This is a genomic window from Mycolicibacterium septicum DSM 44393, from assembly GCF_000455325.1.
GTDB classification, from domain to species: Bacteria; Actinomycetota; Actinomycetes; order Mycobacteriales; family Mycobacteriaceae; genus Mycobacterium; species Mycobacterium septicum.
On the sequence record NZ_HG322951.1, the window covers coordinates 4,174,066 to 4,200,338 of the forward strand.

Genomic DNA, 26,273 nt, shown 5'->3' on the forward strand with positions numbered 1-26,273 from the left:
GTGTTCACACTTCGTTCGGCGACGGCGTACTCAGCGCCCGATTCCCAGGTGACGCACAGGAACATTCCGCAGCTACGCGGTTGTGATGCCCGCCCCGGTGCCATACCGTGTCAACCTAGTTGATTAGTCGTCCTAGAGGAATGTTCTTGCGGTCCGCGCCTGTCACCGCGCATTGAAAGGGTCACGGATGCAGCGGTTTTCGATCGGACGCCGGCTGGTCCGACGCTGGATGTACCTGGTAGCGGTTGTGGTGATCGCGCTGGCCGGCTTCGTGGTGTTCCGGCTGCACGGCATCTTCGCCTCTCAGGACGTCACGGCGACACCGAGTGGCTCTGGAAGCGACATCGTGCCGTTCAACCCCAAACACGTGGTCCTGGAGGTTTTCGGCCCGCCCGGCACAGTCGCGACCATCACCTACATGGACGTCAACGCCCAACCGCAGCGCGCCGACGCCGTCACGCTGCCCTGGACCTACGACACGACCACCACCCAGCCCGCCGTCGCGGTGAACGTCTCGGCGCAGGGCAACGGCGACTCGATCGGCTGCCGGATCAAGATCGACGACGTGGTCAAGGACGAGAGAACAGTGAACACCTTGAACGCCTTCACCTACTGCCTGGACAAGTCCGGATGAGCGCCCAGCGGGTTCCGGATCTCATCCGGCGGTTCTCGGTGCTCATCGCCCTGTTCTGGCTGGGCCTGGCGGTGGTGACGAACGTTTTCGTGCCACAGCTGGAGACCGTCGCCGAGTCGCACAACGTGTCGCTGAGCCCCCAGGACGCGCCGTCGTTGCAGGCCGCGAAGCGGATCGGCAAGGTGTTCGACGAGTTCGATTCCGACAGTTCGGCGATGATCGTGCTGGAGGGCGACCAGCCGCTCGGCGCCGACGCGCACCACTACTACGACGGCTTGGTTCAGAAGCTCCGACAGGACACCAAGCACGTCCAGCACATCCAGGATTTCTGGGGCGATCCGCTGACCGCGGCCGGCTCACAGAGCGCCGACGGCAAGGCCGCACTGGTGCAGGTGTACCTCGCCGGCAACCAGGGCGAGTCGTTGGCCAATGAATCCGTCGATTCAGTGCGTCGCATCGTCGATGACACACCACCGCCGCCCGGAGTCAGGGCCTATGTCACCGGTGCCGCTCCCCTGGTCACCGATCAGTTCGAGGTGGGCCGCCACGGCACCCTGAAAACCACCCTGATCACCCTGGGGGTGATCTTGGTGATGCTGCTGTCGCTCTACCGTCGCTTCACGACGGCGATTCTGGTGATTTTCACGGTGATGATCGAGCTGACCGCGTCGCGTGGCGTCGTCGCGGTGCTGGCGAACGCCGGCATCATCGAATTGTCGACGTATTCGACCAATCTGCTGACCCTGCTGGTGATCGCCGCCGGAACCGACTACGCGATCTTCATCCTCGGCCGCTTTCACGAAGCGCGGTATGCGGGGCAGGACCGCGTCACGGCGTTCAACACGATGTATCACGGGACCGCGCACATCATCCTGGGCTCGGGCCTGACGATCGCCGGCGCGGTGTTGTGCCTGACCTTCACCCGGCTCCCGTACTTCAACAGTCTCGGCGTGCCTGCCGGAATCGGTGTCCTCGTCGCCGTGGTGGCAGCGCTGACCCTCGCGCCGGCGCTGCTGGTCATCGGCAGACACTTCGGCCTGTTCGAGCCGTCCCGTCCGATGCGCACCCGAGGTTGGCGACGTATCGGTACCGCTATCGTCCGCTGGCCCGGGCCCATCCTGGTGGTGACCATCGCCGTCGCCCTGATCGGGCTGCTCGCCCTGCCGCGATACAGCACGAGCTACGACGCCCGGCCCTACATGCCGGCCAGCGCCCCGGCCAATGTCGGCTACGCGGCCGCGGAACGCCATTTCTCGCAGGCCCGGCTGAATCCCGAACTGCTGATGGTCGAAGCCGATCACGACCTACGCAATCCCACCGACATGATCCTGCTGGAGCGCGTCGCCAAGGCTGTCTTCCACACCGACGGCATCGCTCAGGTGCAGTCGATCACCCGGCCGCTGGGCACGCCGCTGGACCACACGTCGATTCCGTTCCAGATCAGCGCGAGCAATGCGGCACAGATCAACAATCTGCCCTTCCAGCAGGCCCGCACGGCCGACCTGCTCAAACAGGTGGACGTGATCAACAGCTCGATCGACGTTCTGCGGCAGCAGTATTCGCTTCAACAGCAGTCCAGCGCCATTACCGATGAACAGAGCAAGGCGTTCCAGGAAACGGTCGCCACGGCCCAGAACCTGCGGGACAAGATCGCCGACTTCGACGACCAGTTCCGCCCGCTGCGCAATTACTTCTACTGGGAGCCGCACTGCTTCGACATCCCGATGTGCGCGGCGCTGCGGTCGGTCTTCGACGCCCTCGACGGCATCGACGCGCTGACCGACCAGCTGGGAAACGTCTCGGGAAGTATCGCCAAACTGGATGCGCTGCAGCCGAAGCTGTTGGCGCTGATTCCTCCTCAGATCGCCAGCCAACAGACCAACCGCGACCTGACGATGACGAACTACGCCACCAATTCTGGTCTCAACGACCAGAGTGCGGCGGCGTTGCAGAACTCCACCGCGTTGGGTCAGGCCTACGACGCGTCGAAGACCGATGACTCGTTCTATCTGCCGCCGGAGGCGTTCACCAACCCCGAATTCCAGCGTGGGCTCAAGCTTTTCCTGTCACCGGACGGCAAGGCCGCTCGCATGATCATCACCCACGACGGTGATCCCGCTACGCCCGAAGGCATTTCGCACATCGACGCCATCAGGCACGCCGCGCAGGATGCCGTCAAGGGCACTCCCCTGGCCGGGTCCAGGATCTACCTGGCCGGTACTGCCGCCACCTACAAGGACATTCAGGACGGCGCCAGGTACGACCTCATGATCGCGGCAATCGCGGCTCTCTCCCTGATTCTGCTGGTGATGATGTTCATCACCCGCAGCATCGTGGCGGCGATCGTCATCGTGGGCACCGTGGCCCTGTCCCTTGGCGCCTCGTTCGGGCTTTCCGTGCTGATCTGGCAGGACATCCTCGGCATCGACCTGTACTGGATCGTGCTCGCACTGGCCGTCATCCTGCTGCTGGCCGTGGGGTCGGACTACAACCTGCTATTGGTCTCCCGGTTCAAGGAGGAGATCCACGCCGGCCTGAACACCGGAATCATCCGCGCCATGGCGGGATCCGGCGCGGTGGTGACGTCGGCCGGCCTGGTGTTCGCGGCCACCATGGCCTCGTTCGTGTTCGCCGACTTGCGGATCCTCGGTCAGATCGGAACGACGATCGCCCTCGGTCTGCTGTTCGACACGCTGATCGTGCGCTCGTTCATGACGCCGGCCATCGCCACCCTGCTCGGGCGCTGGTTCTGGTGGCCGCTGCGGGTGCGCCCCCGCCCCGCGAGCCAGATGCTGCAGCCCTACGGCTCGCGCGCAGCGGTGCGCCAACTGTTGTTGTGGGAGGACGGAGACCCGGTCGCCGGGTCGTCACGCCCGAGCAAGTAGCGAAATTCAGTTCGCGCCAACAGGTCTGAGCTCATCGGCCGGTTCGGGTGCCGTGACCGAAACCTGTCCGAGCTTTCCCTTCAGGGCCGCGACGCGGCGCAACTGCGCCGCGATGTTCATCGACGTCAGCATCGGGATCCCCCCGATGAACGTCCGGAAGGAGGGGTTGCCGCCGTGAACGTGGAGTTCGTAGAGGCAGCCGACCACATAGAAGAACCCCATGCTGAACAGGACGGCGGGTATCGCGTAGGCGAGCGGTGATCGAGCGTCGTTCACCAGCTCGGTCGCGTAGTCGAACTCGTCCCGTGACATCGGTTCGCGCTTGCGCAGCTTGGCCAGAACGGCCTTGTGCGCGCCCACCTTCTCACCGAGCGCAGCGGGGGTTCGCCTCTCCAACCGGCCGATGTACACGAAGACGCACGCCGCGAAGGTCGCCGCCATCACGGCGGCAAGAATCGTCAGATCACCCCAGACACCGAGATCCACCGCGGCTGCTCCTCTGCTTCCCGACCGGACGTTGCCGGATTACCTAGAACCACTAACAACGCTACCGCAGGTTCGACCCGGGGAAACAGTGCTGACAGGGCTTTCGCAGGAAAGCCCGCCGAGTGCTACTCGGCGTCGCTGATGTCCTCCAGGCGCTGAGTCACCCGAGCCAGCGCCTCATCGAAGACGTCCACCTTTTCGCCGCGCTTTTCGTTGGCCGGCTGAGCGGATCCGCGGGCACCTTCAGCCTCGACGCGAGCCGCGCCCTGGCGCCGCAAGAGGCTGAAGTTCTTGTCACGTGCTTGTCTGAGCCGACTCTGCAGGTCCTTCAGCGACTTCTCGTCCATCCGAGCGAGAGCATCGGGATGACTCTCAGCAATCAACGAGCTTTCCTGCGCGGTCAGGTTCACATGGTTGCTCACCATTGATTCATAGCGCGGACCGGCCACACCGGGAAAGGGATTGGCCGTGTGAGCAACACCCAGCCTTTGAATTGCCGATCTTCGGCGCGCCGGAACCGGCATCGGACGCTACCGGCGCGATGATGCAGATGTGGTTGTTGATGCGAATGTGACAAACGTTGTGCCGGCTCCCGAGACGTCCGAGCCGAAGTCCGACGAGGTGCAGGGTGAACCACAGACCGCGGCCGAGGCGCCGCCGGAGCAGCAGCGGGTGTGGTCGATGCCCAAGCCCGCGGTGACGCGCGAGCAGGCCGACAAGGTGGGGCAGGTCACGCGCACTGCCGCCACCGCCGTGGTCGGGTTCGTCGCCGGCATTGCGCGATCCGGCGGCCAAGCCCTGAGACAGCTGTCCAACTCGATCGCGGCAGTGCCGCCGGCCGTGCGCCTGGTGACCGTGGTGGTCATGACCATGCTCCTGGGCATCGTCGGGGCAATCGCACTGTCGAACTCGCTCGGCCTGGCCTGCATCGTCGTGGTGGTCCCGGTGTGCTCGTTCGCCCTCGGTGCGCTCGCACACCGCTGGTACAGCGGACTCGGCGTCGAGCAAGCGCCGCGGGCGGAAAGCCAGGGAGCCTCGGCGCCCGAATTGCAGCGTTCGGTCGAGTACGTCGACAAGAAGCTCGCGGTCGCGCTCAACGCATTCGGCGCCGAACGCCAGCAGCACGCGATGATCGCGCTGTTCCAGGCCAAGACCGCCGTCGAACTCACGCTCGGGACCGAGCAGGACGAAGCGAGCCACGTCGACGCGCTGCTGTCCCTGGAAGGCCACGACGCACGGCCGCGCATCAGGGCAGGCTCCGCGCCCAAGTCCTTGCGAGAAAGCAATTCCCTGGCGGCGTCATGACCGATGGGCACATTCTCTCGGGCCAGGTCGCGCTCATCGAGGACGACTACACGTTGGTGATCAATCGCGGCGCCGAGGCAGGTGTGGTGCCGGGCATGGTTTTTGCCGTGCACTCCGAGTCGGACCAGGTGATCACCGATCCCGAATCCGGCCGGGAACTAGGCAGACTCACGCGCGAGAAGCTCCGGGTGCGGGTGTTCGACGTGCAGCCGCTGTTCTCCCGGGCACACACCTTCGCCAGGACCGACGACTTCTACGGCCTGTTCCAGGCGACGGCCGTGGTCACGATCGACGTCGGCGACAACCTCGAATTGGTGCCCGGTGAAACCGCGTCTCGCCGGGCCGTATCCGGATAGCGCTGTATCCCAGTGGAATTTGCGGTTGTGCAGTGTGCAGCCCCCAATCCGGATACATTCACAATCGTCGGTGACCGCCGAGTGAAGTGACGACCGCTCGACACGAGAAACCGCCGAATCATCTGGGCCCGTTTCGATGTGAACCCTCCCCGAGGAGTCCTATGCGCAGATCGGACACCGGCTCCGACACCTGGATGCCGCTTTCGAGCGACGCGGCAGAGCGCGTGGGAGCGAGAAACGGATGACGGGGATCAGCGGGGTCATCGAAATGCTCGAATCGACGCCCGAGATCGCGCTCTTCGTGTGTCTCGCGCTCGGATTCGCGGTCGGCAAGGTACGGGTCTGGAAGATCTCGCTCGGCGGCGTGGCCGGAACGCTGCTCGTGGCGATCCTGATCGGCATGGCCGGCGACATCAAGCTGAACGACCAGGTGAAGACTCTCGCCTTCGCGATGTTCATCTTCACGCTCGGGTACGTCTCCGGGCCGACATTCATCGCCAGCCTCAATCGCAAGAGCCTGAAGTACGGACTGTTCACCGTCGTCGAGATCGTCTCCGTCCTGGGCATCACCGCGGCGGCGATCCTCATCATGAACCTCGACGTCGGCACCGCGGCGGGTCTGCTCGCAGGCGGGGCCACCGAGTCCGCGGTAGTCGGCACGGCCACCGACGCCATCGCCAAACTCCCGCTCTCGGACGCCGAGATCGCGACACTCCAGGCGAATGTCGGCACCGCGTACTCGATCTCGTACATCTGCGGGCTCATCACCATCGTGTTGCTGTCCAGTCAGTTCTTCCCGCTGATCATGCGGGTCTCCCTCCGCGACGAGGCCGCCAAGCTGTGGAAGCAGCTCGGCGGCGGAACCGACGAGGACACCGCCACTCCCGCCGCGCCGCGCATCGTCGGACGTGTCTACCAGGTCACGATCGCGGCCGGCGAAAACGTCGCCCACGTCCTGGGCAACCTGGGCGACGAGACCACCATCGAGCAGGTCTCCAGAGGCGGCCGGCTCCTCGAGGTCCAACCCGATCTCCAACTGGCCTTCAAGGACAAAGTCCTCGTCGTGGGCTTGCGCGACAAGGTCGTCGGAGCCGAGGACGTCATCGGACAGGAGGTCGTCGGCGACGACCTGGCGATGAACCTCGACATCGCCGATGTCGTTGTCACCGCCAAGGAACTGAAGACCACGACGCTGGGCCAGTTCAAGCGAGATGTCCGTGTCGAGGAACGGCGCGGCGTGTTCCTCCAGCGCGTGACCCGCGGCGACAAGGACCTACCCGTCAGCGACGGCACCACGATCCAGCACGGCGACGTCGTGCGCCTCGCCGGTAACTCTCACGACCTCCAGCGGTTGATCGACCGGATCGGGTTCCGGCTCAACCCGTCGATCACCATCGACCTGGTGTTCATCTCGATCGGGCTCGTCGCCGGCTTCCTCGTTGGGCGACTGGTCTTGCCGATCGGCGATATCCCACTCACCCTCGGCACCGGCGGCGGCTGCCTGCTCGCAGGCCTGCTGTTCGGGTGGATCCGCTCCAAGCGGCCCACATTCGGGCAGTACGCCTCGGATGCGGCTGACGTCATCAAGACGCTCGGCCTGGCGGTGTTCATCTGCGCGGTCGGCCTGTCCTCAGGCCCGCAAGCGGTCTCGCTGGTCAAAGAGTTCGGCATCGGCCTTCCGATCGCGGGTGTCGCGATGACGGCGATACCGGCGTTCGTGTCGCTGTTCGTGGCGTGGAAGATCATGCACCTGCCCGCGCCGCTCGCGCTGGGCGCCATCACCGGCCAGCAGTGCTCGACGCCGGGCGTCACCGCGGTCCAGCAGGCGGCGGGCAATGCCACTCCGTTGATGGCCTACACGATCGTCTACGCGTTCTCCAACGTCGCGTTGCCCCTACTCGGCCCGATCGTGGTGGCAATGGCACACGCCCTGGGATCCTGAACCCGCGGCCCGGAGAACCAATACCGTCCGGGCCGTGCGGGTTCCGGCCGTCAGCCCTTCTTGCCCTTGCTGTCCCCGTACTCGGCGAGGTACTCCTCGCACACCGTGATCATCGCCGCGCCGATCTCCTCGTACTGCTTGTCGCGCAGGTTGGCCAGAGAGACCCGGACCGACCACTCGGGCCCCTCGAACCCGCCACCGTTGAGCAGTACCACACCGGTCTGCTCGGCCAACCGGAACAGGATGTCCGTGGGTTCGTAGTTGGCCTCGACGAACTCGATGAACTTCGGATCCGAGGTGCGCTCGGCGGCCCACACCAGGAAGTCGAGTTCCACGTAGTAGGCGACCCGGTTCGGATCGGGCTCGATGTCGATCTGCATCCCGCGCTGTAATGCCTTGTACCGCCTGGCGATCAATGCCTGCGCCTGGTGCTTGTAGTAGTCCTCCTTGTCCAGCAGGCAATACGCGGAGAACAGCAGCATCTGGCACTGCTGGGGCAGTGACAGCCCTGCGGTGTGATTGAGCGCCACATTGCGGCTGTCGGCCACCAGACGGTCGATGAACTTGATGTTGCGCGGTGTCAACGTCAATGGCGCATATCGCTTGTCGAGATGGACCTTGTCCTCCTCCGACAGCGCGGCCAGCTTCTCGTCGAGCACGTTGTCGGCCGCGATGCCGATGGTGCCCAGCCGCCAGCCGGTGGCGCCGAAGTACTTCGAGAACGAGTAGACGGTGATGGTGTTGCGGGGCGCGGCGCCCATCAGCGATTGGAAGCCGTCGATGAAGGTGCCGTAGACGTCGTCGGTGATGACGATGAGGTCCTGCCGCTTGTTGTTGACGACGTCGGCGATCCGCTCGAGTGTCCCTGGCGCGATGCGTACCGACGGTGGGTTGGTCGGGTTGACGCAGTAGAGAATCTTGATGTCCGGGTCCAGCAGCTTGTCGATCTCCGAGTCGGGGAACTGCCAGGAGTGCCTGCCGTCCTCGAAAGTGGCCGACGCCTCGATGTAGACGCGCTCGAAATCGAACTCGTCGAGTTCGGTGATCTCCAGATACGGCGTGAAGATCGGCACCATCAGCGCGACCTTGTCGCCGCGGTGCATCAGCCGGTTGAGCATCAGCGAGTCGAAGATGTAGCACATCGCCGCGGTGCCGCCCTCGACGGCGAACAGGTCGTAGTCACCGAGGTCCTTGCCGGGCACCAGTTCCTGCATCAGGTAGCGCTTGGTGATCTCGTGGTTGTGCTTGAGCATCCGGTCAGGCTCGGGATAGTGATCGCCGATGATCGAGTCGGCCAGCTCCCACACGAAAGAGTCTGCGTCGAAACCGCATTCGTCGACACCGTAGCCCAATGTCTGCAAGAGCAGTTTGATCCCCGGCTGTCCCTTGCGGTCGGCGAGCCACGCCCGGAACCGGTCGGCGATGCCGTCCTTCTGTGGCACACCGACGAGTTCGTGGTCCCACTCCCGGTCCGCACGCGATTCCTCGAGCGCGAAAGTTCCCAGGGCGAAGAAGGCCTCCCGCGGTGTGGTGGCGATGAAGTTCGGGTTGCCGCGGCCGGCGTTGAGCATGTGGAAGGTCGAGCGCTCCTCCAGTTCGTCGGCCAGTTCGATCAGCTTGGACTTGAGTTCGAACGGCGAGAGCTGCTGAAGTTCGACGATCTCCTCACGGGAGATGTGTTCGAAGGTCATCGAAGGTCCTTTCGGGGATCGTGGCGGCTAGGCCATGAAAGCGACGACGACGGCGCCGCCGATGGACAGGAAAATGTTCCCGATGGCATAGGGCACCGTGAAACCCAGCAGCGGCACACTGGATTTCGCGGCCTCGCGCACCGATCCGACCGCCGCGGTGGTGGTCTGCGCGCCGGTCAGCATGCCCAGCGTCAGTACCGGGTCGAACTTGAAGACGTACCTGGCCATGAACGTCATCAGCACCAGCGGCACCATCGTGACCACCACACCGGCCAGGAACAGGGACACGCCGTAGTTCTGTAAACCCTTGATGAAGCCGGGGCCTGAGGTGATGCCCACGATGGCGATGAACGCGGTCAGGCCGACGCCTTCGAAGAACCACTGTGCGCCAGGGGGTATGCGGCCGAAGGTCGGCGATTTCGATCGGCGCCAGCCGATCAGCAGACCCATCAGCAGCGCACCCACACTGGTCGTGAGCGACAGCGGGATGTTCTCCACCATGAGGGTGGGAAGCCCGATCAGCGCACCGACGGCGACGCCGAGGCCCACGGTCACCATGTCGGTCTCCGGAGTGGTGCGCTCCGGATAGCCGACGAGGGCAACGGTGTTCTCGATCAGGTGACGTTCCCCGACCAGACGGACCTCGTCTCCCTGCCGCAGTTTCACCTCGGAGGCGATCGGGATCTCGTGGCCGGCCCGCATGATGCGCTTGAGATAGACGCCGCGGAAGTCGGGGTCGGCGGAAGCCTGTCCGATCGTCATACCGTCGACGCTGTGTTTGGTGAGCACGACGTCGAGTTCCTCGAGGGGATAGGACAGCAGGTCCGGGTCATCGACCTCCTCACACAGGTCGGTGATCGGTCCGCCGATGACCCACTCCCGCCGTCCGCTCACCGCGACATCGTCACCCGGGAACACCCGGAGATCGGCTGCGGCAGGCACGATCTTGCCGTCGTGGCGGACCTGCGCGATGGACACGCGGCCGCCGGTCTCCTGGCGCAGGAAGTCCTCGATCTCCGTGACCGTCATACCTTCGCCGTGCCGCTCGGGCAGCCCGCGCACGATCCGGTAGGACCGTCGCACGATCTGGTCGTAGGCCGGCAGCACGTCGGCGACCTCTTCCCGGAAGCCCAGCTTCTTCTCGAGATCCTTCGCCGATGCCGGGAGGTCCCGGATACCGAGCAGACGGGGGGCGATGCTGCCGCAGTAGATCGCCGCGCCGATCGTGCCGAAGATGTAGGTGACCGCGTACCCGACCGACACCAGGTCCTGCCATTGCCGCATGGTGTCGGCTCCGATGTTGAGGTCGGCGATCGACGTCTGGGCGACACCGATGATCGCCGACTGCGTCAGAGCCCCGGATGCGAGGCCGGCCGCCAGGCCAGGGTCGTAGTCGAGCACCTTGGCCAGCACGATCACCGTGGCCAGGCCGACGACGATCAGGATGACGGTGAACACCGCCTGCGGCAGTCCGTCACCCTTGAGACCCGAAAAGAACTGCGGCCCAAGCTTGTACCCGAGCGCGAACAGGAACAGCAGGAAGAACACCTGCTTGACCACACCGTCGATGTGGATGCTGTCGCCACCGGTCTGGAACACCGCGCCGAGGATGACGCCGCACAGCAGCGTCGCGGTGACCGCGCCGAGACCCAGACCCTTGTACTGGAATCTTCCGAAGAAATAGCCGCCGGCCAGCGCCAGGAAGATCGGAATCTCGGGATGGTCGATGAATGCCCGCGCGATGTTGTGCAAGACGTTCCCCTACGCATGCTGACGGACAGGATCGACAACACTGCCACCGTATTACCCGAACTCGGGTGTGTCCGGGTTTCTTTCACATCTCCCCCAGTCGCACAGACCGCGAGCAGTTCGATTTGCCCTCACAGCCAAATGATTTCGCGCCGATCCATCCGTCGAACGGGAAAACCGTCGTGGCCCACCCGCACGGCGCCGGGCATCAGTTCGTTCTCGCGGGAGTAGAACCAGGATTTTCTGCGCGCATGTCGAAATCCCTACGGTCGTGGCAGAAGAGTGGGATCGTACAGATATGCGATCAACAGAGATCGTCAGGGCATTCTGGGACGACGTCTGGAACGCCCACGAAGCCGATGCCCTCGGCCGCTTCGCCGCCGCCGACATCGTCATCGAAGCAGGCGGTCAGAAAATCTCTGGAATAGACGACGTCGAACACTGGGTGCAGCAATTCCTCGATCACGTCAACGACTTGCACATCAACCCACTCGAGTCCTTTCAGAACGAGGACGGCACCCGCGTCACCTCCCGGTGGGTACTGACGGGGACCAACAACGGCATCCTCGGCACCGAACCCGACGGTAAACCGATCGCCATGACCGGCACCGCTGTCTGGTCCGTGGCCGACGGCAAGCTGCAGCACGGTTGGGTCGAACAGGCCTCGTTCGAGCTGTACCACTCGCTGCTCACGAAGTAGCACGCCGTGCGGGCACGATTCGGGCGGCGGGCAATGGCGGCGAGCACGCTCGCCCTATCCGCGATCGTCAGCGCGCCGAACGCCTCGGCCGGACCGATCGCAACCTGCACCAGCGACGTTGTCGATGGCGTCGAGGTCGATTACTGCGTCGGCAACCCGAACGCGCCCACCGACACCGTCAGCGGGGTGCCGGGCGTCAATGTGGACTTCGAATTCGGTTTCGGCATCGGCCTGGGCTGACCATCGGCGTGACATCCGCTGAGGTGTCTGGGTGTCGATTCCGGGCAGGTCAGAACCATTTCCGGACGTCATCGTCGCGTGACGCGCCAAGAAGTTGGGCAAAAATCCTGGTCGACGTGGCGACGAAGGTGAAGTCGCCATGACCACTCCGAGTCGGCGGCTGCATCAAACGGACCACGTTGGGCGATGGGCCGGAGCAGAATTCGAATTCGTAGCGGCCCCAAATTCGAGTACACGAATCGGATGAAGAGAATGAAGAAGCTCATAACTTGCTCTTCGGTGGTGTCTTTCGGCTTCTGTGCGTCAATGTTTCTCCCGGCCGGATCGGCGCACGCCGACCTCTGCCCATATCCCGGCGTTGGGTCCGGCGGCGGCGCGCTGTTCGCGCAAGGTGGCTTTTGCGACTATCCGACCGAGATCAACGGCTCGCATATGCACTGCGAGGCAGGTGGTTTCGGCGTCAACGGCGTTCTCGGTGCCGCCAACGGCGGCGGTAGCTTCGCATTCGGTGGCGCAGGTGTCGGCGCCCTCAGCTGTACGTGGCGCTGTCCAGATGGCGAGATGGCACCAGCACCCAACCCGCCAGGGTTGTGGAGGGAATACATGGTGGTGATGAACTCCACGAATTTCTGCAAAGACCACATGGCCCCGGACGGTTTCTGGAGCGAACCGGTCTTGCCCACCGAGGGAATCCCGCCAGATGAGCGACCACCTGAGACACCGGAAATACCGGGACCACGGATCCCCGCACCGGGACCTCCAGCACCCGCGCTGGATGTAACACCGGGGACACCGGGAGCTTTGACACCAGGAATACCGAATCCGTAATTGACCGGCGAGCCGCGCGGATGGTTGTGTACGTGGCCTTCGGCGCGATCGTGTACCGGCGACCCGGCCGCATCGTCGGCACGACCGGCAGTCGCAGGACCATCGCGCCGCAACCGGCCGTCCCGACCGGTTTGGGTACAGCGTTTGGGTACGGACATGAAAAAGGCGGTTCCCGAACCTCGGAAACCGCCTCTGACCTGCTACTTCATCTGTCGGGCTGACAGGATTTGAACCTGCGACCACTTGACCCCCAGTCAAGTGCGCTACCAAGCTGCGCCACAGCCCGCTTGCTTCCGGCTTGCACCGGCAGCGAGTCGAAAGCTTACCGTAGAGACTCGCTTTCGCCCCAATCGCTCCCCCGTTGTGTCACCGCGCTGCGGTGTCCGGCTCGTCTGCCAGCTCTTCTTCGGCAGGCTCCTCGGCGTCGAGCTCCTCGGGCAGGTATTCCGGCGCCCGCGACGTCCGCCAGGCGTACAACACCAGTCCGGCCCACGCGACGGCGATCGTGACGTAGATGGCCGTCGAGGCGGCTCCGTGGATGCCGAAGTACTTCAGCAGCTTCTGTGCATTGGTCAGCACGATCACGCCGCCCACCGCGGTGCCCAGAAGCGCGGGGCTGACCTTCGACACCAACCAGGCCGCCAGCGGTGCGGCCAGGACACCGCCCACCGCCAGGCCCGCCACGATCGGGAGGTTGTGCAGGAAGTCCGACCGCAGGCCCACCAGGAAGCCCAGCGACGCCGATACCGCGACCAGGAACTCCGAGGCGCTCACCGATCCGATCACCGTGCGGGGCGCGGTCTTGCCCTGCGACAGCAGCGTGCTGGTGGTCACCGGACCCCAGCCGCCACCACCGGAGGCGTCGATGAAGCCGCCGAACAAGCCCAGCGGGGTCAGGAACTTCGCGGTGTGCGAGGAGCTGCCGGTACGGAACGCCGGCGGCGAACCCAGTGAGAACCGCAGCAGCACGTACACGCCGATGCCGAGCAGGATCGAGGCCATCAGCGGCGCGGCGTCCTCGGTCGACAGCGAGGAGAGCACCGTGGCCCCGAGGAATGCGCCGATCGCGCCGGGCACACCGAGCTTGAGCACGATGCTCCAGTCGATGTTCTTGAACCGCCAATGCGACAGACCCGACGCCAGCGTGGTGCCGACCTCCGCCAGGTGCACCGCGGCGCTGGCCTGCGCCGAGGCCACCCCGCTGAGCACCAGCAGGGTCGAGGCGGTGACACCGAAGGCCATGCCGAGCGCACCATCGACCAACTGGGCCCCGAGGCCGACGAGCGTGAAGATCAGAAGCGAACGCATGGGTTCGGCTGCTTTCGATTGTGGTCGCCGGGCGACCTGATGACTGACGGGCGCGGATCAGATGCGCGCGCGACACCATTCGTCGAAAGCCATCAACCGGCGCGACGGCCAGAACGGCTCGAGAGCAGCAAGGGTAGACGGTGCGGTTCGGTATGCACGTTCAGCCACCGGTCGCCCCTCTCCCTCGTCGTTAGACAGACTGAGCAAGCCTACAAGAGCGTGGGCGGGATCCCGTCGATGGGCTCACACCGTCAGCAACCGGTACAGCCCGATCAGGCCCACCACCACGATCACGGCCCGCAACGCGTTCGGCGACAGCCGGCGGCCGTAGTGCGCGCCGAGGAATCCGCCGATCAGCGAACCGATCGCGATCAGGCCCGCCGCCTCCCAGCTGATCCGGTCGAACGCGACGATCGTGTAGGCCAGCGCCGCCACGATGTTGACCAACAACGACAGCAGGTTCTTGGCGGCGTTCATCCGCTGCATCGACTCGGGCAACAGCGCACCCATCACCGCGATAAGCAGGATTCCCTGGGCGGCGGTGAAGTAGCCGCCGTAGACACCGACCGCAAACGTGCCGATCACCAGCACAGCCATGCGCTTCGGGCTGACATGGTCGGCCGACTGCCCGGACGCCTCCGCGCGCTGCCGTGCCCAGGCTTGGATCCGCGGGCCGACGACCACCAGAACCAGGGCCAGGATGAGCAGGATCGGCACCACTGTGACGAACACTTTTTCCGGCAGGTGCAGCAGCAGCCAGGAGCCCAGGCCGGCGCCGATCACCGATCCGGGAATCTGCCAGCGCAGCCGCTTCCACTGCCCGCGCAGTTCGCGCCGGTAACCCCAGGTGCCCGAAACCCCGCCGGCCACCAGACCGACGGCATTCGACATCGTCGACGTGACCGGCGGAATCCCCAGCGCCACCAGCGTGGGGAAGGTGATGAGCGTGCCGGACCCGACGATGGCGTTGATCGCTCCCGCGCCGACGCCGGCCAGGGCGATCAGGATCATGTGGGTGACAGACACTCGGGCCACCCTATCGGCCCGACTTGTGCACGGCGCGTCACGCCAGGCGTTACCCGGCGTGCACAAATCACTAGCGCTTCTTCGGTGCTCCGCGCTTCTCGCGGACCCGGACGTTGATCCGCACCGGGCTGCCCTCGAAACCGAACTGCTCACGCAGGCGCCGCTCCAGGAACCGGCGGTAACCGGCCTCGAGGAACCCCGACGTGAACAGCACGAAGGTCGGGGGCCGGGTGGCCGCCTGGGTGGCGAACAGGATCTTGGGCTGCTTGCCACCGCGCACCGGCGGCGGTGTCGCGGAGACGATCTCCTTGAGGAAGTTGTTGAGCTGTCCGGTCGAGATCCGTTTGTCCCAGGAGGCCAGTGAGGTCTCCAGCGCAGGCACCAGCTTCTGCACCGCCCGGCCGGTCATGGCCGAGATGTTGACCCGCGGCGCCCACTGCACCTGCACCAGTTCCCGGTCGATCTCTTTGTCCAGCAGGTACCGCCGGTCCTCGTCGACCAGGTCCCATTTGTTGAATGCGATGACCAGTGCGCGCCCGGCCTCGATCACCATCGACAGCACCCGCAGATCCTGCTCGGTCAGCGGCTGGGAGGCATCGATCAGCATGATCGCCACCTCGGCCGCGTCGATCGCGCCGTGGGTGCGCACCGAGGCGTAGAACTCGTGGCCGCTGGCCTGGCCGACCTTGCGCCGCAGACCGGCGGTGTCGACGAAACGCCAAGTCTTGCCGCCCAATTCGATGAGCGAGTCGACAGGATCGACCGTGGTGCCCGCGACGTCGTGCACCACCGAGCGCTCGTCGCCGGCCAGCCGGTTCAGCAGCGAACTCTTGCCGACGTTCGGCTTGCCCACCAGTGCCACGCGGCGTGGGCCGCCGGCACCGCTACCACCGACCTCCGAAACCTCAGGCAGCTTTTCCATCACGGTGTCGAGCAGATCGGCCACGCCCCGGCCGTGCATGGCACTGATCGCGTGCGGCTCGCCGATGCCAAGCGACCACAGTGCCGCGGCATCGGATTCGCCCCGCTGTGTGTCAACCTTGTTGGCCGCCAGGAAGACCGGCTTACCCGACTTGCGCAGCATCCTCGCCGCCGCCTCGTCGGCCGAGGTCGCGCCGACGACCGCGTCGACCACGAGGATGATCGCGTCGGCGGTGCGCATCGCCACGAGCGCCTGATCGGCCACCAGCTGCTGCAGGCCCTTGGCGTCGGGTTCCCATCCCCCGGTGTCCTGCACCATGAACCGACGACCGAGCCAGTTCGCGTCATAGGACACCCGGTCGCGGGTCACCCCGGGGATGTCCTGCACGACGGCTTCGCGACGGCCCAGGATCCGGTTCACCAGAGTCGATTTCCCGACATTGGGCCGACCGACGACGGCCAGGACCGGAGGCGGCGCCGCCGCTTCCTCAAGAACCTCGGCAACCTCGTCGCCGAACTCCCAGTCGCTTTCGTCCGACCAGGTGCCGTCTCCGTCAGAGACGCTCATCGCCGTACCCCCGCATGCTGGGTCACCAGGTCGAGAAGGTGTGTCACGACCTGTGTCTGGTCCATATCGCTGGTGTCGACCACCAGAGCATCCTCGGCCGCACGCAGCGGCGACACGGCCCGCGTTGAATCGAGGTGGTCGCGGCGCTGCACGTCGGCGAGCACCGTCGCGTAGTCATCGGGCAGCCCGCTCGCGATGTTCTGGGCGTTGCGGCGCCGGGCCCGCTCCTCGGCCGACGCGGTCAGGAAGATCTTGACGTCGGCCTTGGGCAGCACCACGGTGCCGATGTCGCGGCCCTCGACCACCACGCGGCCGCCCGATGCCGCCAGTTCGCGCTGCAGATCGACCAACCGGGTGCGCACCGCGGGCACCGCGGAGACCGCGGAAACCGCCCGGGTCACCTCGTCGCCACGGATCTCGGCGGAGACGTCCTCACCGGCCAGGAAGGCGCGGTCCTCACCGGGATCCGAACCCACACCGATCACCGCGCCCGAGGCCACCGCGTCGATCGCCTCGGCGTCGTCCAGGTCGGCACCGGCGCGGAGCACCGCCAAGGTGACGATGCGGTACATCGCGCCGGTGTCCAGGTAGCTGGCACCCAGCGCCTGCGCCAAACCCCTTGAAACCGAAGACTTTCCGGTTCCCGCCGGTCCATCGACCGCTACCACCAGAGACCCGCTCACATTCCCACCGCCTGATAAAGCTCGCCGATTTCCTTGCGGCTGAGCGCCCTGATACTGCCCGGCCGCTGCTCGCCGAGCGCCACCGAACCGATGTCGGTGCGGACCAGTTCCTGCACCGGGAAATCCACTGCGGCCAGCATCCGCCGCACGATGCGGTTGCGCCCCTCGTGCAGGGTGACCTTCACCAGGGTCTTGCCCGGGACCGTGTCCACCACCGCGAAGTCATCGACATGGGCCGGGCCGTCGTCCAATTCGACACCGGCGCGCAGTTTCTTCCCGAGTCCGCGCGGCACCGTGCCGATCACCGTCGCCACATAGGTCTTGGGGATCTCATAGGACGGGTGCATCAACCGGTGGGCGAGCTCCCCGTCGTTGGTCAGCAGCAGCAACCCCTCGGTGTCGGCGTCGAGCCGGCCGACGTGAAAGAGCTTCTTGTTGCCCCGGACCCGGTGCTCCACCAGGTCCCCCACACAGGGGCGGCCCTTCTCGTCGGACATCGTCGACATCATGCCGCGCGGCTTGTTGATCGCCAGGTACACCAGGGTGTCGTCGAGTACGACGCGCGATCCGTCCACCCGGATCTCTGCGACCGCCGGGTCGACCCGCGTGCCGAGCTCGGTCACCAGTCGACCATCCACCTCGACGCGACCGTCGGTGATCATCCGTTCGGCCACCCGCCGGGAGGCAATTCCGGCCTGTGACAACACTTTTTGCAGCCGTACGCCTTCTTCAGCCATGTCAGTCCTTGTCCACGTCGAAGGCCAGCGGCTGATTGCTGCCGGATGAGCCGCCGTTGAGTTTGGCGAAACGCGGCTCGTCGCCGAGTGATTCGCTCAGGTCGTCGATCACGTCGACATCGGGCAGCAGCGGCGCGATGTCGGGCAGGTCGGACAGCGACGACAAGCCCAGCCGTTCCAGGAACAGCTCGGTGGTGGCGAACGCCGCCGCGCCAGAGTCCGGATCGGTGCCTGCCTCGGTGATCAGACCGCGCGCCACCAGGGTCCGCATCACCGCGTCCACGTTGACGCCACGCACCGCGCTCACCCGCGCCCGGGTCACCGGTTGGCGGTAGGCCACCACGGCCAGGGTCTCCAGGGCCGCCCGGGTCAGCTTGGACCTGGCGCCGTCGAGCAGGAGCCGCTCGACGTACGGGGCGTACCGCGACCGGGTGTACATCCGCCACCCGCCCGCGGCCTCGCGCAGGTCGATGCCGCTGTCCCGCGCGGCGAAGTCCTCGGCCATCAGCCGCAGCTTGGCCATCACCCGGTAGGCGGGTTGTTCGGTCGCCGAGGCCAGCGCGTCGACCGTCACCGGCGTGTCCACCACCAGCAACAACGCTTCCAACACGGCGCCGAGTTCACCGTCTTCGAGCTCCGGAACCGTCGCCACGTCGATGCCCAGGTCATCTCCGACCGGGATCACATCACCCGGGGCATCATCGGACAGCTCTCCGGAATCGGAGATCTCGTCAGTCATCGTTCTCGCTATTCTTCCGCATCCGCGGTTGCCAGATGTTCGCTGGTCGGCCGATCTCCGGTCCACGAAACCTGGAGCACTCCAAGCGCTTCTGGTTGCTCGAATGTTACCGCCCTGGCCCGGAACAGTTCGAGCAGCGCCAGGAAGCGGCCGACGATCTGGAGTCCGTCGGTGCACTCTGCCACGAGTTCGGAGAAAGTTGCCCATTCGCCGATCCCTCGCTGTTCGAGCAGGGCGATGATCCGGTGCGCCTGTTCGGGCACCGACACCTTGGGCGCATGGATGTGGTCGATACCCACCGTGGGCACCGGGCGCGGGGTGAAGGCGGCGGCCGCGATCTCGGCGAATTTGCCGGCATCGACGCCGAGCATCACCTCGGGCAGCAGGTCCGAGTAGCGGTCCTCCAGCGACACCGCGCGCGGGTAGCTGCGCAGCGCCGCGGCCTCGAGTTCGGCGAACATCAACGCGACGTGTTTGAACGCCCGGTACTGCAGCAGTCGGGCGAACAGGAGGTCGCGGACCTCCAGCAGGGCGAGATCCTCCTCGTCGTGCACCTCGCCCGAGGGCAGCAGCCGGGCGGCTTTCAGGTCAAGCAGCGTGGCCGCGATCACCAGGAACGTCGTGGTCTCGTCGAGCTCGAGGCGGGCGCCGATCTCCTTGGTGTACGCGATGAAATCGTCGGTGACCTGGTGTAATGCCACCTCGGTGACGTCGAGCCGGTGCGCGAAGATCAGCTGCAACAGCAGATCGAACGGCCCCTCGAAGTTGGTGAGCCGAACCTGGAAACGGTTCTGCTGATCGCCGGCAGTCGGTTCGTCCCCGACCGCGGCATCCGCTTCGGCGCCCTCGGTGGTCGGGTTGTTCAGGACATCGTTCACGCGCCGAACCGGTCGATGACTTCGCGTGCCAGCGATCGGTAGGCCACGGCGCCGCCGGACTTGGGTGCCCAGGTGGTGATCGGCTCGCCGGCCACGCTGGTCTCCGGGAACCGCACGGTCCGGGTGATCACGGTGTCGAACACCAGGTCGCCGAACCGCTCCACCACGCGGGCCATGACCTCGCGCGCGTTGACCGTGCGTGGGTCGTAGCGGGTCACCAGGATGCCGCTGATGGACAGCTTCGGATTGAGCCGGTCGTGCACCTTGTCCACGGTGTCGGTCAGCAGTGCCAGCCCGCGCAGCGAGAAGTACTCACATTCGGTGGGGATGATCACACCGTCGGCGCAGGCGAGCCCGTTGACCGTGAGCAGGCCCAGCGACGGCTGGCAGTCGATCAGCACGTAGTCGTAGCGGTCGAGGATCGGGTACAGGGCCCGGGCCAGTGACTGCTCGCGGCCCACCTCGTTGACCAGCTGGATCTCGGCGGCCGACAGGTCGATGTTGCTGGGCACGAGGTCCATGCCGCTGACGCGAGTCTTGATCACGACGTCGTCGATCGACACCCGCGGTTCGATCAGCAGGTTGTGCACCGTGTGCTCGAGTTCGTAGTGCGGGACGCCGAGGCCCGCCGACAGCGCGCCCTGTGGGTCCAGGTCGACCAGCAGGACCCGGCGGCCGTACTCCGCCAGGCTGGCCCCCAGGTTGATGGTCGAGGTCGTCTTGCCGACCCCGCCCTTCTGATTGCACATCGCGATGACCTTGGCCGGGCCGTGGGTCGAACGGGGCCGCGGTTCGGGGATGTCCCTCGGTGGCCGCCCGGTCAGACCGAGCTCGGGTGAGCTGTGCTCGAACAGTCCGTCATGCCCGCCGTCGTCGTTCACGCCCGACCGCCACCGGTCAGGCATCCCGCAGTCATGGCGCACATCCCCGCAAGTTTAACGTCGGTACGCAGCTAGGACGGGCAGACCCGCGGGCAATCGGGCGCATATGGTGTGCGTCATGAGTCTCAAACAGCGGCTGCCGCTGTTGCGGTGGTCGTTCATCCGGATGGGAATCGGCGCCAGACACTTCGCCCGCACCGGGCAGTGGGGCGATGGCCGGGAGGCCGCGGCCGCCGATTATGTCGTGGCCAACGCCCGCGCGGGCGACCTCGACGATGTCATCGCCACCGTCGACAAGTTCGCCTACGAGAAGTCGTTTCTGATCAACGTCGGCGACGAGAAGGGTGCGCTGCTCGACGCGGCGGTCGTGCGGGCCAATCCGCGCCTGGCTCTGGAGCTGGGCACCTATTGCGGCTACGGGGCCATGCGCATCGCCCGCGCCGCGCCGGCCGCCCGGGTGTTCTCGGTGGAGTTCTCCCCCACCAACGCCGACATCGCGCGACGCATCTGGGCCCACGCCGGGGTGGCCGACCGGATCACCTGCGTGGTCGGGACGATCGACGACGGCGGACGCACGCTCGACGCGCTCTCGGCAGGCGGGTTCGATGCCGGCGGGCTGGATTTCGTGTTCCTCGATCACGACAAGAACGCCTATCTGACCGACCTGCAGAGCCTGGTGGACCGGGGCTGGCTGCACCGCGGCTCGATCGTGGTCGCCGACAACGTGAAGCTTCCGGGAGCCCCGAAGTACCTGGCCTACATGCAGGAGCAGCAGGGGTCACTCTGGGATACGAAGCATCACAAGACGCATGCCGAGTACCAGACCTTGCTGCCTGACCTGGTGCTGGAATCGGAGTATCTGGGCGGTTAGCGCGCCCGCGGGTGCGCACCCGCCCAGACCTCGCGCAGCGTGTGCACGGTGACCATGGTGTAGATCTGCGTGGTGGTGACCGAGGCGTGACCGAGCAGTTCCTGTACGACGCGCACGTCGGCGCCGCCGTCGAGCAAGTGGGTCGCGAACGAGTGCCGCAACGTGTGCGGCGAGACCGCCGACGTGATCCCGGCCCGCTCGGCCGCATCCTGCAACACCTGCCAGGCACTCTGCCGGGACAGCCGCCCGCCGCGGGCATTGAGGAAGATCCCCGGCGTGCCCCGGCCGCGCCGGGCCAGATCCGGACGGCCCCGCACCAGGTAGGCGTCGAGGGCGCTGACCGCGGGACGGCCGATGGGCACCAGCCGTTGCTTGCCGCCCTTGCCGCGCAGCAGCACCGAGCGGGCCTGGGTGTCGATGTCGTCGATGTCGAGACCCACGGCCTCCGAGATCCGCGCCCCGGTGGAGTACAGCAATTCCAGCAGCGCGCGGTTGCGGAGCGTCAGCGGACCGTCGGCCTCGCTGTCCCCGCCTGCGGCCTCGAGCAACGCGAGCACCTCGTCGAGGGTCAGACTCTTGGGCAGCCGGCGACTGGGTGTGGGCGGTTTCACCCCGCGGGCGACGTCGAGTGCGGTGATCCCCTCGGCCGTGGCGAACCGGTGCAGACCGCGGACCGCGACCACGGCCCGGGCGGCCGAGACCGCCGACAGCGCAGCCACTCCCGACTCGGGGTCGCCCCGGCGCAGGGCGATGAGGAAGTCACTGACATCGGCCTCGGCCACCTTGGCCAGATCATCGATTCCACGCTGGGTCAGATGCTCTGCATAGCGGCGCAGGTCGCGCCGGTAGGAGCTCAAGGTGTTGGCCGCCACGCCCCGCTCGATCGTCAGGTGATCGAGGTAGCCCTGTAACTGGTCGTCGAGGGCCGATCGGACGGGGGACGGCGTCGTCATAGCAGGCCTTTTCGCCGCCTGAACGCTGTCGGCCGGTCGGTCCACGGCGCCTCGACCGGTCGTAACGCCTCGCCATCGGGCATCGCGTGCGCGGCCAGAATGCCTGCCACCGCAATGCCGTTGACGATGTCGCCGGAGAACACCCGGCGAACGGCCTCCTGCAACGGCACGCGTTCGACCACCATGTCGGCTTCCTCGTGCTCGGCCTCGGGGCGTCCGACGTCGGTCAGCCCGGTGGCCAGGAAGATCCGCACACTCTCGTCGGAGAACCCCGGCGTCGAATCGAGATCCACCAGCACCCGCCAGTGGTCGGCCCTGAGGCCGACCTCTTCGACGAGTTCGCGGGCCGCGGTCACCTCGGGAGGCTCCCCACCGAGGTCGAGCAGACCGGCGGGCAGTTCCCAGAGCCGACGGCCCAGCGGGTGCCGGTACTGATACACCAGCACCACGTTGCCGTCCTCGTCGAGAGCCACCACGGCCACCGCGCCGTAATGCTCGACGACCTCGCGCCGGGCCGAACCGCCCCCGGGCATGCTGACCTCATCCGCGCGCAGCGCGAAAATGTTTCCGACGTAGACGGTTTCGCTGGCCAGGGTCTCGAAGTCGTGTTCAGCCAAGTGAAGCGGCTTCGGCGTCGTCGACAGGACTTTCGCCGGCTTCCACTTCCCCGGCATCCTCGGCGAAATCCTCGGGCAGGTCCATGCCGGGCAACCGCTCCTCGGCCTTGTAGTCCAGCGCCGCGCCGATGAACGCGGCGAACAGCGGATGCGGCCGCGTCGGCCGGCTCTTGAGTTCGGGGTGGGCCTGGGTCCCGACCAGGAACGGATGGATCTTCGAGTCGTACTCCACGAACTCCACCAGGTGCCCGTCCGGCGAGGTGCCGCTGAACCGCAGCCCGCTCTCGGCGATCCGGTCCCGGTAGGCGTTGTTGACCTCGTAGCGGTGCCGGTGCCGCTCGGACACCTCGGTCGCCTGATATGCCTGGGCCACAATCGATCCCGCTTCCAGGACCGCGGGATACGCGCCGAGCCGCATGGTTCCGCCCAGGTCCGCCTCACCGGCGACGGCGTCCTTCTGATCGGCCATCGTGGAGATCACCGGGTCCACTGTCTTCGGGTCGAACTCGGCGGAGTTGGCACCGGCGATACCGACCGACCGCGCCGCCTCGATCACGATGCACTGCAGTCCCAGACACAGACCCAGCACCGGCAGGCCGCGCTTGCGGGCGAACGAGATCGCCCCGAGCTTGCCTTCGATGCCGCGGATGCCGAAACCGCCCGGAATGAGCACCCCGTCGACATCGGACAGCGCGGCGGCCGCACCGAGGTCGGTCTCGCAGTCATCGGAGGCCACCCACCGGATCTCCACCTTGGCGCGGTGTTTGAAGCCGCCGGCGCGCAGCGCCTCGGCCACCGACAGGTAGGCGTCGGACAGGTCGATGTACTTGCCCACCAAGGCGATCCGAACCGTCTCCTGCGGCTCGTGCACCCGGCGCAGCAGGTCGTCCCACTCCGACCAGTCCACATCGCGGAACGGCAGGTTGAGCCGGCGCACCACGTACGCGTCGAGTTCCTCGCGGTGCAGCACCTTGGGGATGTCGTAGATGGACGGCGCGTCCGGAGTGGAGATCACACCATCGATGTCGACGTCGCACATGAGCGCGATCTTGTTCTTGAGCGGTTCGGGGACGTCACGATCACACCGCAGGATCAGGGCATCGGGGGTGATGCCGATGCTGCGCAGCGCGGCCACCGAGTGCTGGGTCGGCTTGGTCTTGAGCTCACCGGACGGGGCGAGATAGGGCACCAGCGAAACGTGCAGGAAGAAGCAGTTGTCCCGGCCGACCTCATGGCGCACCTGACGGGCGGCCTCCAGGAACGGCAGCGACTCGATATCGCCCACGGTGCCGCCGATTTCGGTGATCACCACGTCGGGGCGCTGTCCGGACGAATCGGGCTCGGCCATGGCCAGGATCCGGCTCTTGATCTCGTCGGTGATGTGGGGAATCACCTGCACGGTGTCGCCCAGGTACTCGCCGCGGCGTTCCTTGGCGATCACCGTGGAGTACACCTGGCCGGTGGTCACGTTGGCCGACTGGGACAGGTTGCGATCCAGGAACCGCTCGTAGTGGCCGACGTCGAGGTCGGTCTCTGCGCCGTCCTCGGTGACGAACACCTCACCGTGCTGGAACGGGTTCATGGTGCCCGGATCGACGTTCAGATAGGGGTCGAGCTTCTGCATCGTCACCTGCAACCCTCGCGCGGTGAGCAGCTGACCGAGGCTCGAAGCGGTCAACCCCTTACCGAGCGATGACGCCACACCACCGGTGACGAAGAGGTGTTTGGTGGCGGTGTGCGGGTGCTTGCGTAAGGCGGGCAAAAGCATCCTCCGTGACGACGGGCAGGGAATCGAGAAACTGCTGTGGCCTGCCGACCCACGGAATCTCACCTTAACACCGACACCGACAAGCCGTCGCTGACGCGCCGCGCGTACGCGGAGCAGTTGGGCGGTCGCGGCTCGCTACTGCGGGACGGTCACCGACGTCGCGCCCTGCCCGGTGCCGTACTTGCCGGGCTTCCCTCCGCTCACGAGATCGCCCAGAGCCAGGACGGCGGTGATCTGACCGGCGCTGGAATCGGCGTCGTCCACTGTGCTCACCGTGGCGGTCAAACCGGCATCTGACCTGGTCACAGCCACCGGACCGGTTCCAGAAGCCGACCCAGAGCGTCCCGCGAGCACAGTACCGGTGCCGTGCGGCGCCAACCCGGCGGCGAACCGGGCCACGGTGGAGCCCCTGTTGCCGCCGTCCTGGCCGAGGCCGCCTCCGGTCACGATCAGCGCCGTGTTGGCGGCGCCGATGTGCGGATCGCCATAGGTCAGGAACCCGGTGTCGCGCAGCGCGGCGAGCACGGTCTGGCGCTGGGTGTCGTCGACGGGCGCGGCGGCCGGGTTCTTGTCGATCAGCAGAGTGATGCCCAGGAGGTCGCCCGCCTGCGATCCCTGGTCCACCGCCGCGGTGCTCAGTTGCCTACCGGCCGGCACGATCGGCGAGTTGACCACCGAGAGCAGTTTGTCGGCCGAGTTGGCCTCGACGAATTCCTGGGTGAGCGAGACCTTGCCGGTCACGGTGCCACCCGCATCGCGGACGAACCGCGACACGGCGTCGACGTCACCATCGACGGCATCCGGTGTGCGGAACACCACCACCGACTTGTCCTTCAATGCGTCGTGCACCATCCGCGGTGCCATCTGCGCATCGAATTCGCCTGCCGCCTTGAGTTTTTCGTTCAGCGCGTTCTTGCCGTCGGTGAGGGTGTCGATCTGGTGCTGAAGTTCCTTCTTGTCGTCACGAAGCCCCGACAGCACGGTGTTCGACAGCAGCCCCGAACCGAGGGCCACCCCGATGGCCAATGCCAGGAACACCGACGCCAGGGAAATCGCGTGCGCACGTAGCGTGATCACAGCTCACCGACCCGTTCAGCTGACGAGACCCTGTACCCAGAGCGTGAAACGGTTCCAGTAGTCGACGACCCAGTCGAGCACGGCACCGTCGGCCCGGGACACCCACAGCGCGACAACCACCGCCACGAGCATCGCCAGCACCAGCAGCGCGATCGCCCCGCCGGACACCCGGCTGCGGTACAGCGTCGCCACCGCTTTGGCGTCGACGAGCTTCTCCCCGACCTTCAGCCGGGTCAGGAACGTGGAGGGGTTGCTGCGCTGGCGCGTCCGGTCGAAGAACTCCTCGATCGAGGCCGTGTGACCGGCCGTGACGATCAGCGACGCGCCGTGGTGGTCGCACAGCAGCAGGGCCAGGTCGGCTGCCGATCCGGCGGCCGGGAAGGTCATCGCGCCGACTCCGAGGTCCTGGATGCGCTCCAGACCGGCGGCG

Annotated in this window: 25 protein-coding genes and 1 tRNA gene; 8 read left to right on the forward strand and 18 right to left on the reverse strand. The window is 66.2% G+C overall.

The genetic code is table 11. From position 1 onward, the window contains the following. Positions 1-187: 187 nt before the first annotated feature. Positions 188-634, forward strand: a complete 447-nt coding sequence (locus tag TX88_RS19745) for an MmpS family transport accessory protein (protein WP_110917979.1) — start codon at positions 188-190, stop codon at positions 632-634. Further along, the gene (locus tag TX88_RS19750) at positions 631-3,519 is read left to right on the forward strand and encodes an MMPL/RND family transporter (RefSeq protein ID WP_044518907.1); all 2,889 of its coding nucleotides are present in this window, start codon (positions 631-633) and stop codon (positions 3,517-3,519) included. Before TX88_RS19745 ends, TX88_RS19750 begins: the two co-directional genes overlap by 4 nt. A 6-nt stretch (positions 3,520-3,525) precedes the next feature. Here TX88_RS19750 and TX88_RS19755 read toward each other — a convergent pair whose 3' ends face one another. After that, complete coding sequence (locus TX88_RS19755) at positions 3,526-4,005, reverse strand: hypothetical protein (RefSeq protein WP_110917980.1); 480 nt, start codon at positions 4,003-4,005, stop codon at positions 3,526-3,528. A 125-nt stretch (positions 4,006-4,130) separates the two neighbouring features. Further along, the gene (locus tag TX88_RS19760) at positions 4,131-4,430 is read right to left on the reverse strand and encodes a hypothetical protein (protein WP_044519602.1); all 300 of its coding nucleotides are present in this window, start codon (positions 4,428-4,430) and stop codon (positions 4,131-4,133) included. Between the two features lie 145 nt (positions 4,431-4,575). On the opposite strand from TX88_RS19760, the gene TX88_RS19765 reads away from it, so the two are divergent. The 3 genes from TX88_RS19765 to aspT (TX88_RS19775) all read left to right on the forward strand — a co-directional run bounded on the left by TX88_RS19765 (position 4,576) and on the right by aspT (TX88_RS19775) (position 7,608). After that, positions 4,576-5,310: a hypothetical protein gene (locus TX88_RS19765; RefSeq protein ID WP_244438459.1), complete on the forward strand. Its 735-nt coding sequence runs from the start codon at positions 4,576-4,578 to the stop codon at positions 5,308-5,310. Next, on the forward strand, positions 5,307-5,666 hold the full coding sequence (locus tag TX88_RS19770; RefSeq protein ID WP_044518909.1) for a hypothetical protein: 360 nt from the start codon (positions 5,307-5,309) through the stop codon (positions 5,664-5,666). Before TX88_RS19765 ends, TX88_RS19770 begins: the two co-directional genes overlap by 4 nt. A gap of 241 nt (positions 5,667-5,907) precedes the next feature. After that, positions 5,908-7,608, forward strand: a complete 1,701-nt coding sequence (gene aspT, locus TX88_RS19775) for an aspartate-alanine antiporter (protein WP_049925087.1) — start codon at positions 5,908-5,910, stop codon at positions 7,606-7,608. Between the two features lie 50 nt (positions 7,609-7,658). Here aspT (TX88_RS19775) and aspD read toward each other — a convergent pair whose 3' ends face one another. Continuing rightward, on the reverse strand, positions 7,659-9,299 hold the full coding sequence (gene aspD / locus TX88_RS19780) for an aspartate 4-decarboxylase (RefSeq protein WP_044518910.1): 1,641 nt from the start codon (positions 9,297-9,299) through the stop codon (positions 7,659-7,661). A gap of 27 nt (positions 9,300-9,326) precedes the next feature. Beyond that, complete coding sequence (aspT, locus tag TX88_RS19785) at positions 9,327-11,051, reverse strand: aspartate-alanine antiporter (protein ID WP_044518911.1); 1,725 nt, start codon at positions 11,049-11,051, stop codon at positions 9,327-9,329. A gap of 295 nt (positions 11,052-11,346) precedes the next feature. Here aspT (TX88_RS19785) and TX88_RS19790 point away from each other — a divergent pair, with 295 nt between their 5' ends. Then, the gene (locus TX88_RS19790; RefSeq protein ID WP_044518912.1) at positions 11,347-11,748 is read left to right on the forward strand and encodes an ester cyclase; all 402 of its coding nucleotides are present in this window, start codon (positions 11,347-11,349) and stop codon (positions 11,746-11,748) included. 33 nt (positions 11,749-11,781) lie between these two features. Further along, positions 11,782-11,988 (forward strand): hypothetical protein, encoded by a 207-nt coding sequence (locus TX88_RS19795; protein WP_084621943.1) that lies wholly within the window; start codon positions 11,782-11,784, stop codon positions 11,986-11,988. 1,040 nt (positions 11,989-13,028) lie between these two features. Here TX88_RS19795 and TX88_RS19800 read toward each other — a convergent pair. The 9 genes from TX88_RS19800 to TX88_RS19840 all read right to left on the reverse strand — a co-directional run bounded on the left by TX88_RS19800 (position 13,029) and on the right by TX88_RS19840 (position 20,581). Further along, positions 13,029-13,102 (reverse strand) — tRNA-Pro (locus tag TX88_RS19800). An 80-nt stretch (positions 13,103-13,182) separates the two neighbouring features. Next, positions 13,183-14,124 (reverse strand): sulfite exporter TauE/SafE family protein, encoded by a 942-nt coding sequence (locus TX88_RS19805; protein WP_044518914.1) that lies wholly within the window; start codon positions 14,122-14,124, stop codon positions 13,183-13,185. Positions 14,125-14,367: 243 nt separating this feature from the next. Then, a complete protein-coding gene (locus TX88_RS19810; RefSeq protein WP_084621945.1) occupies positions 14,368-15,135 on the reverse strand; it encodes a sulfite exporter TauE/SafE family protein in 768 nt (255 codons plus the stop codon). A gap of 85 nt (positions 15,136-15,220) precedes the next feature. Next, positions 15,221-16,639, reverse strand: coding sequence for a ribosome biogenesis GTPase Der (der, locus tag TX88_RS19815; RefSeq protein ID WP_044518916.1), 1,419 nt, complete (start codon positions 16,637-16,639; stop codon positions 15,221-15,223). Further along, positions 16,636-17,322, reverse strand: coding sequence for a (d)CMP kinase (gene cmk / locus TX88_RS19820; protein WP_044518917.1), 687 nt, complete (start codon positions 17,320-17,322; stop codon positions 16,636-16,638). Before cmk ends, der begins: the two co-directional genes overlap by 4 nt. Then, entirely contained in the window at positions 17,319-18,059 is a 741-nt protein-coding gene (locus TX88_RS19825) for a pseudouridine synthase (protein ID WP_044518918.1), read from the reverse strand. The genes cmk and TX88_RS19825 overlap by 4 nt, the downstream gene beginning before the upstream one ends. A gap of 1 nt (position 18,060) precedes the next feature. Then, complete coding sequence (scpB, locus tag TX88_RS19830; RefSeq protein WP_209447009.1) at positions 18,061-18,798, reverse strand: SMC-Scp complex subunit ScpB; 738 nt, start codon at positions 18,796-18,798, stop codon at positions 18,061-18,063. 8 nt (positions 18,799-18,806) lie between these two features. Further along, the gene (locus TX88_RS19835; protein WP_110917981.1) at positions 18,807-19,676 is read right to left on the reverse strand and encodes a segregation/condensation protein A; all 870 of its coding nucleotides are present in this window, start codon (positions 19,674-19,676) and stop codon (positions 18,807-18,809) included. Then, the gene (locus TX88_RS19840; protein ID WP_234927183.1) at positions 19,673-20,581 is read right to left on the reverse strand and encodes a ParA family protein; all 909 of its coding nucleotides are present in this window, start codon (positions 20,579-20,581) and stop codon (positions 19,673-19,675) included. Before TX88_RS19840 ends, TX88_RS19835 begins: the two co-directional genes overlap by 4 nt. Before the next feature lie 94 nt (positions 20,582-20,675). On the opposite strand from TX88_RS19840, the gene TX88_RS19845 reads away from it, so the two are divergent. Continuing rightward, the gene (locus TX88_RS19845; RefSeq protein WP_044518920.1) at positions 20,676-21,428 is read left to right on the forward strand and encodes an O-methyltransferase; all 753 of its coding nucleotides are present in this window, start codon (positions 20,676-20,678) and stop codon (positions 21,426-21,428) included. Here TX88_RS19845 and xerD read toward each other — a convergent pair. The 5 genes from xerD to steA all read right to left on the reverse strand — a co-directional run. Continuing rightward, entirely contained in the window at positions 21,425-22,381 is a 957-nt protein-coding gene (xerD, locus tag TX88_RS19850) for a site-specific tyrosine recombinase XerD (protein WP_044518921.1), read from the reverse strand. The two genes, TX88_RS19845 and xerD, sit on opposite strands and share 4 nt — an antisense overlap. Beyond that, positions 22,378-22,998, reverse strand: a complete 621-nt coding sequence (locus TX88_RS19855) for an NUDIX domain-containing protein (RefSeq protein ID WP_044518922.1) — start codon at positions 22,996-22,998, stop codon at positions 22,378-22,380. The genes xerD and TX88_RS19855 overlap by 4 nt, the downstream gene beginning before the upstream one ends. Continuing rightward, a complete protein-coding gene (locus TX88_RS19860; RefSeq protein ID WP_044519606.1) occupies positions 22,991-24,760 on the reverse strand; it encodes a CTP synthase in 1,770 nt (589 codons plus the stop codon). The genes TX88_RS19855 and TX88_RS19860 overlap by 8 nt, the downstream gene beginning before the upstream one ends. 141 nt (positions 24,761-24,901) lie before the next feature. Continuing rightward, the gene (locus TX88_RS19865; RefSeq protein WP_044518923.1) at positions 24,902-25,843 is read right to left on the reverse strand and encodes a copper transporter; all 942 of its coding nucleotides are present in this window, start codon (positions 25,841-25,843) and stop codon (positions 24,902-24,904) included. Positions 25,844-25,858: 15 nt separating this feature from the next. Continuing rightward, positions 25,859-26,273: putative cytokinetic ring protein SteA (gene steA, locus TX88_RS19870; protein WP_044518924.1), on the reverse strand; the 415-nt coding region annotated here is incomplete at its 5' end.

Coding starts and splice junctions, on each gene's coding strand:
- TX88_RS19745 (WP_110917979.1), top strand. CDS start 188: ATGCAGCGGTTTTCGATCGGACGCCGGCTGGTCCGACGCTGGATGTAC.
- TX88_RS19750 (WP_044518907.1), top strand. CDS start 631: ATGAGCGCCCAGCGGGTTCCGGATCTCATCCGGCGGTTCTCGGTGCTC.
- TX88_RS19760 (WP_044519602.1), bottom strand. CDS start 4,430: ATGGTGAGCAACCATGTGAACCTGACCGCGCAGGAAAGCTCGTTGATT.
- TX88_RS19770 (WP_044518909.1), top strand. CDS start 5,307: ATGACCGATGGGCACATTCTCTCGGGCCAGGTCGCGCTCATCGAGGAC.
- aspT (WP_049925087.1), top strand. CDS start 5,908: ATGACGGGGATCAGCGGGGTCATCGAAATGCTCGAATCGACGCCCGAG.
- aspD (WP_044518910.1), bottom strand. CDS start 9,299: ATGACCTTCGAACACATCTCCCGTGAGGAGATCGTCGAACTTCAGCAG.
- TX88_RS19790 (WP_044518912.1), top strand. CDS start 11,347: ATGCGATCAACAGAGATCGTCAGGGCATTCTGGGACGACGTCTGGAAC.
- TX88_RS19795 (WP_084621943.1), top strand. CDS start 11,782: ATGGCGGCGAGCACGCTCGCCCTATCCGCGATCGTCAGCGCGCCGAAC.
- TX88_RS19805 (WP_044518914.1), bottom strand. CDS start 14,124: ATGCGTTCGCTTCTGATCTTCACGCTCGTCGGCCTCGGGGCCCAGTTG.
- TX88_RS19810 (WP_084621945.1), bottom strand. CDS start 15,135: ATGATCCTGATCGCCCTGGCCGGCGTCGGCGCGGGAGCGATCAACGCC.
- der (WP_044518916.1), bottom strand. CDS start 16,639: ATGAGCGTCTCTGACGGAGACGGCACCTGGTCGGACGAAAGCGACTGG.
- TX88_RS19825 (WP_044518918.1), bottom strand. CDS start 18,059: ATGGCTGAAGAAGGCGTACGGCTGCAAAAAGTGTTGTCACAGGCCGGA.
- scpB (WP_209447009.1), bottom strand. CDS start 18,798: ATGACTGACGAGATCTCCGATTCCGGAGAGCTGTCCGATGATGCCCCG.
- TX88_RS19840 (WP_234927183.1), bottom strand. CDS start 20,581: ATGCCTGACCGGTGGCGGTCGGGCGTGAACGACGACGGCGGGCATGAC.
- TX88_RS19845 (WP_044518920.1), top strand. CDS start 20,676: ATGAGTCTCAAACAGCGGCTGCCGCTGTTGCGGTGGTCGTTCATCCGG.
- xerD (WP_044518921.1), bottom strand. CDS start 22,381: ATGACGACGCCGTCCCCCGTCCGATCGGCCCTCGACGACCAGTTACAG.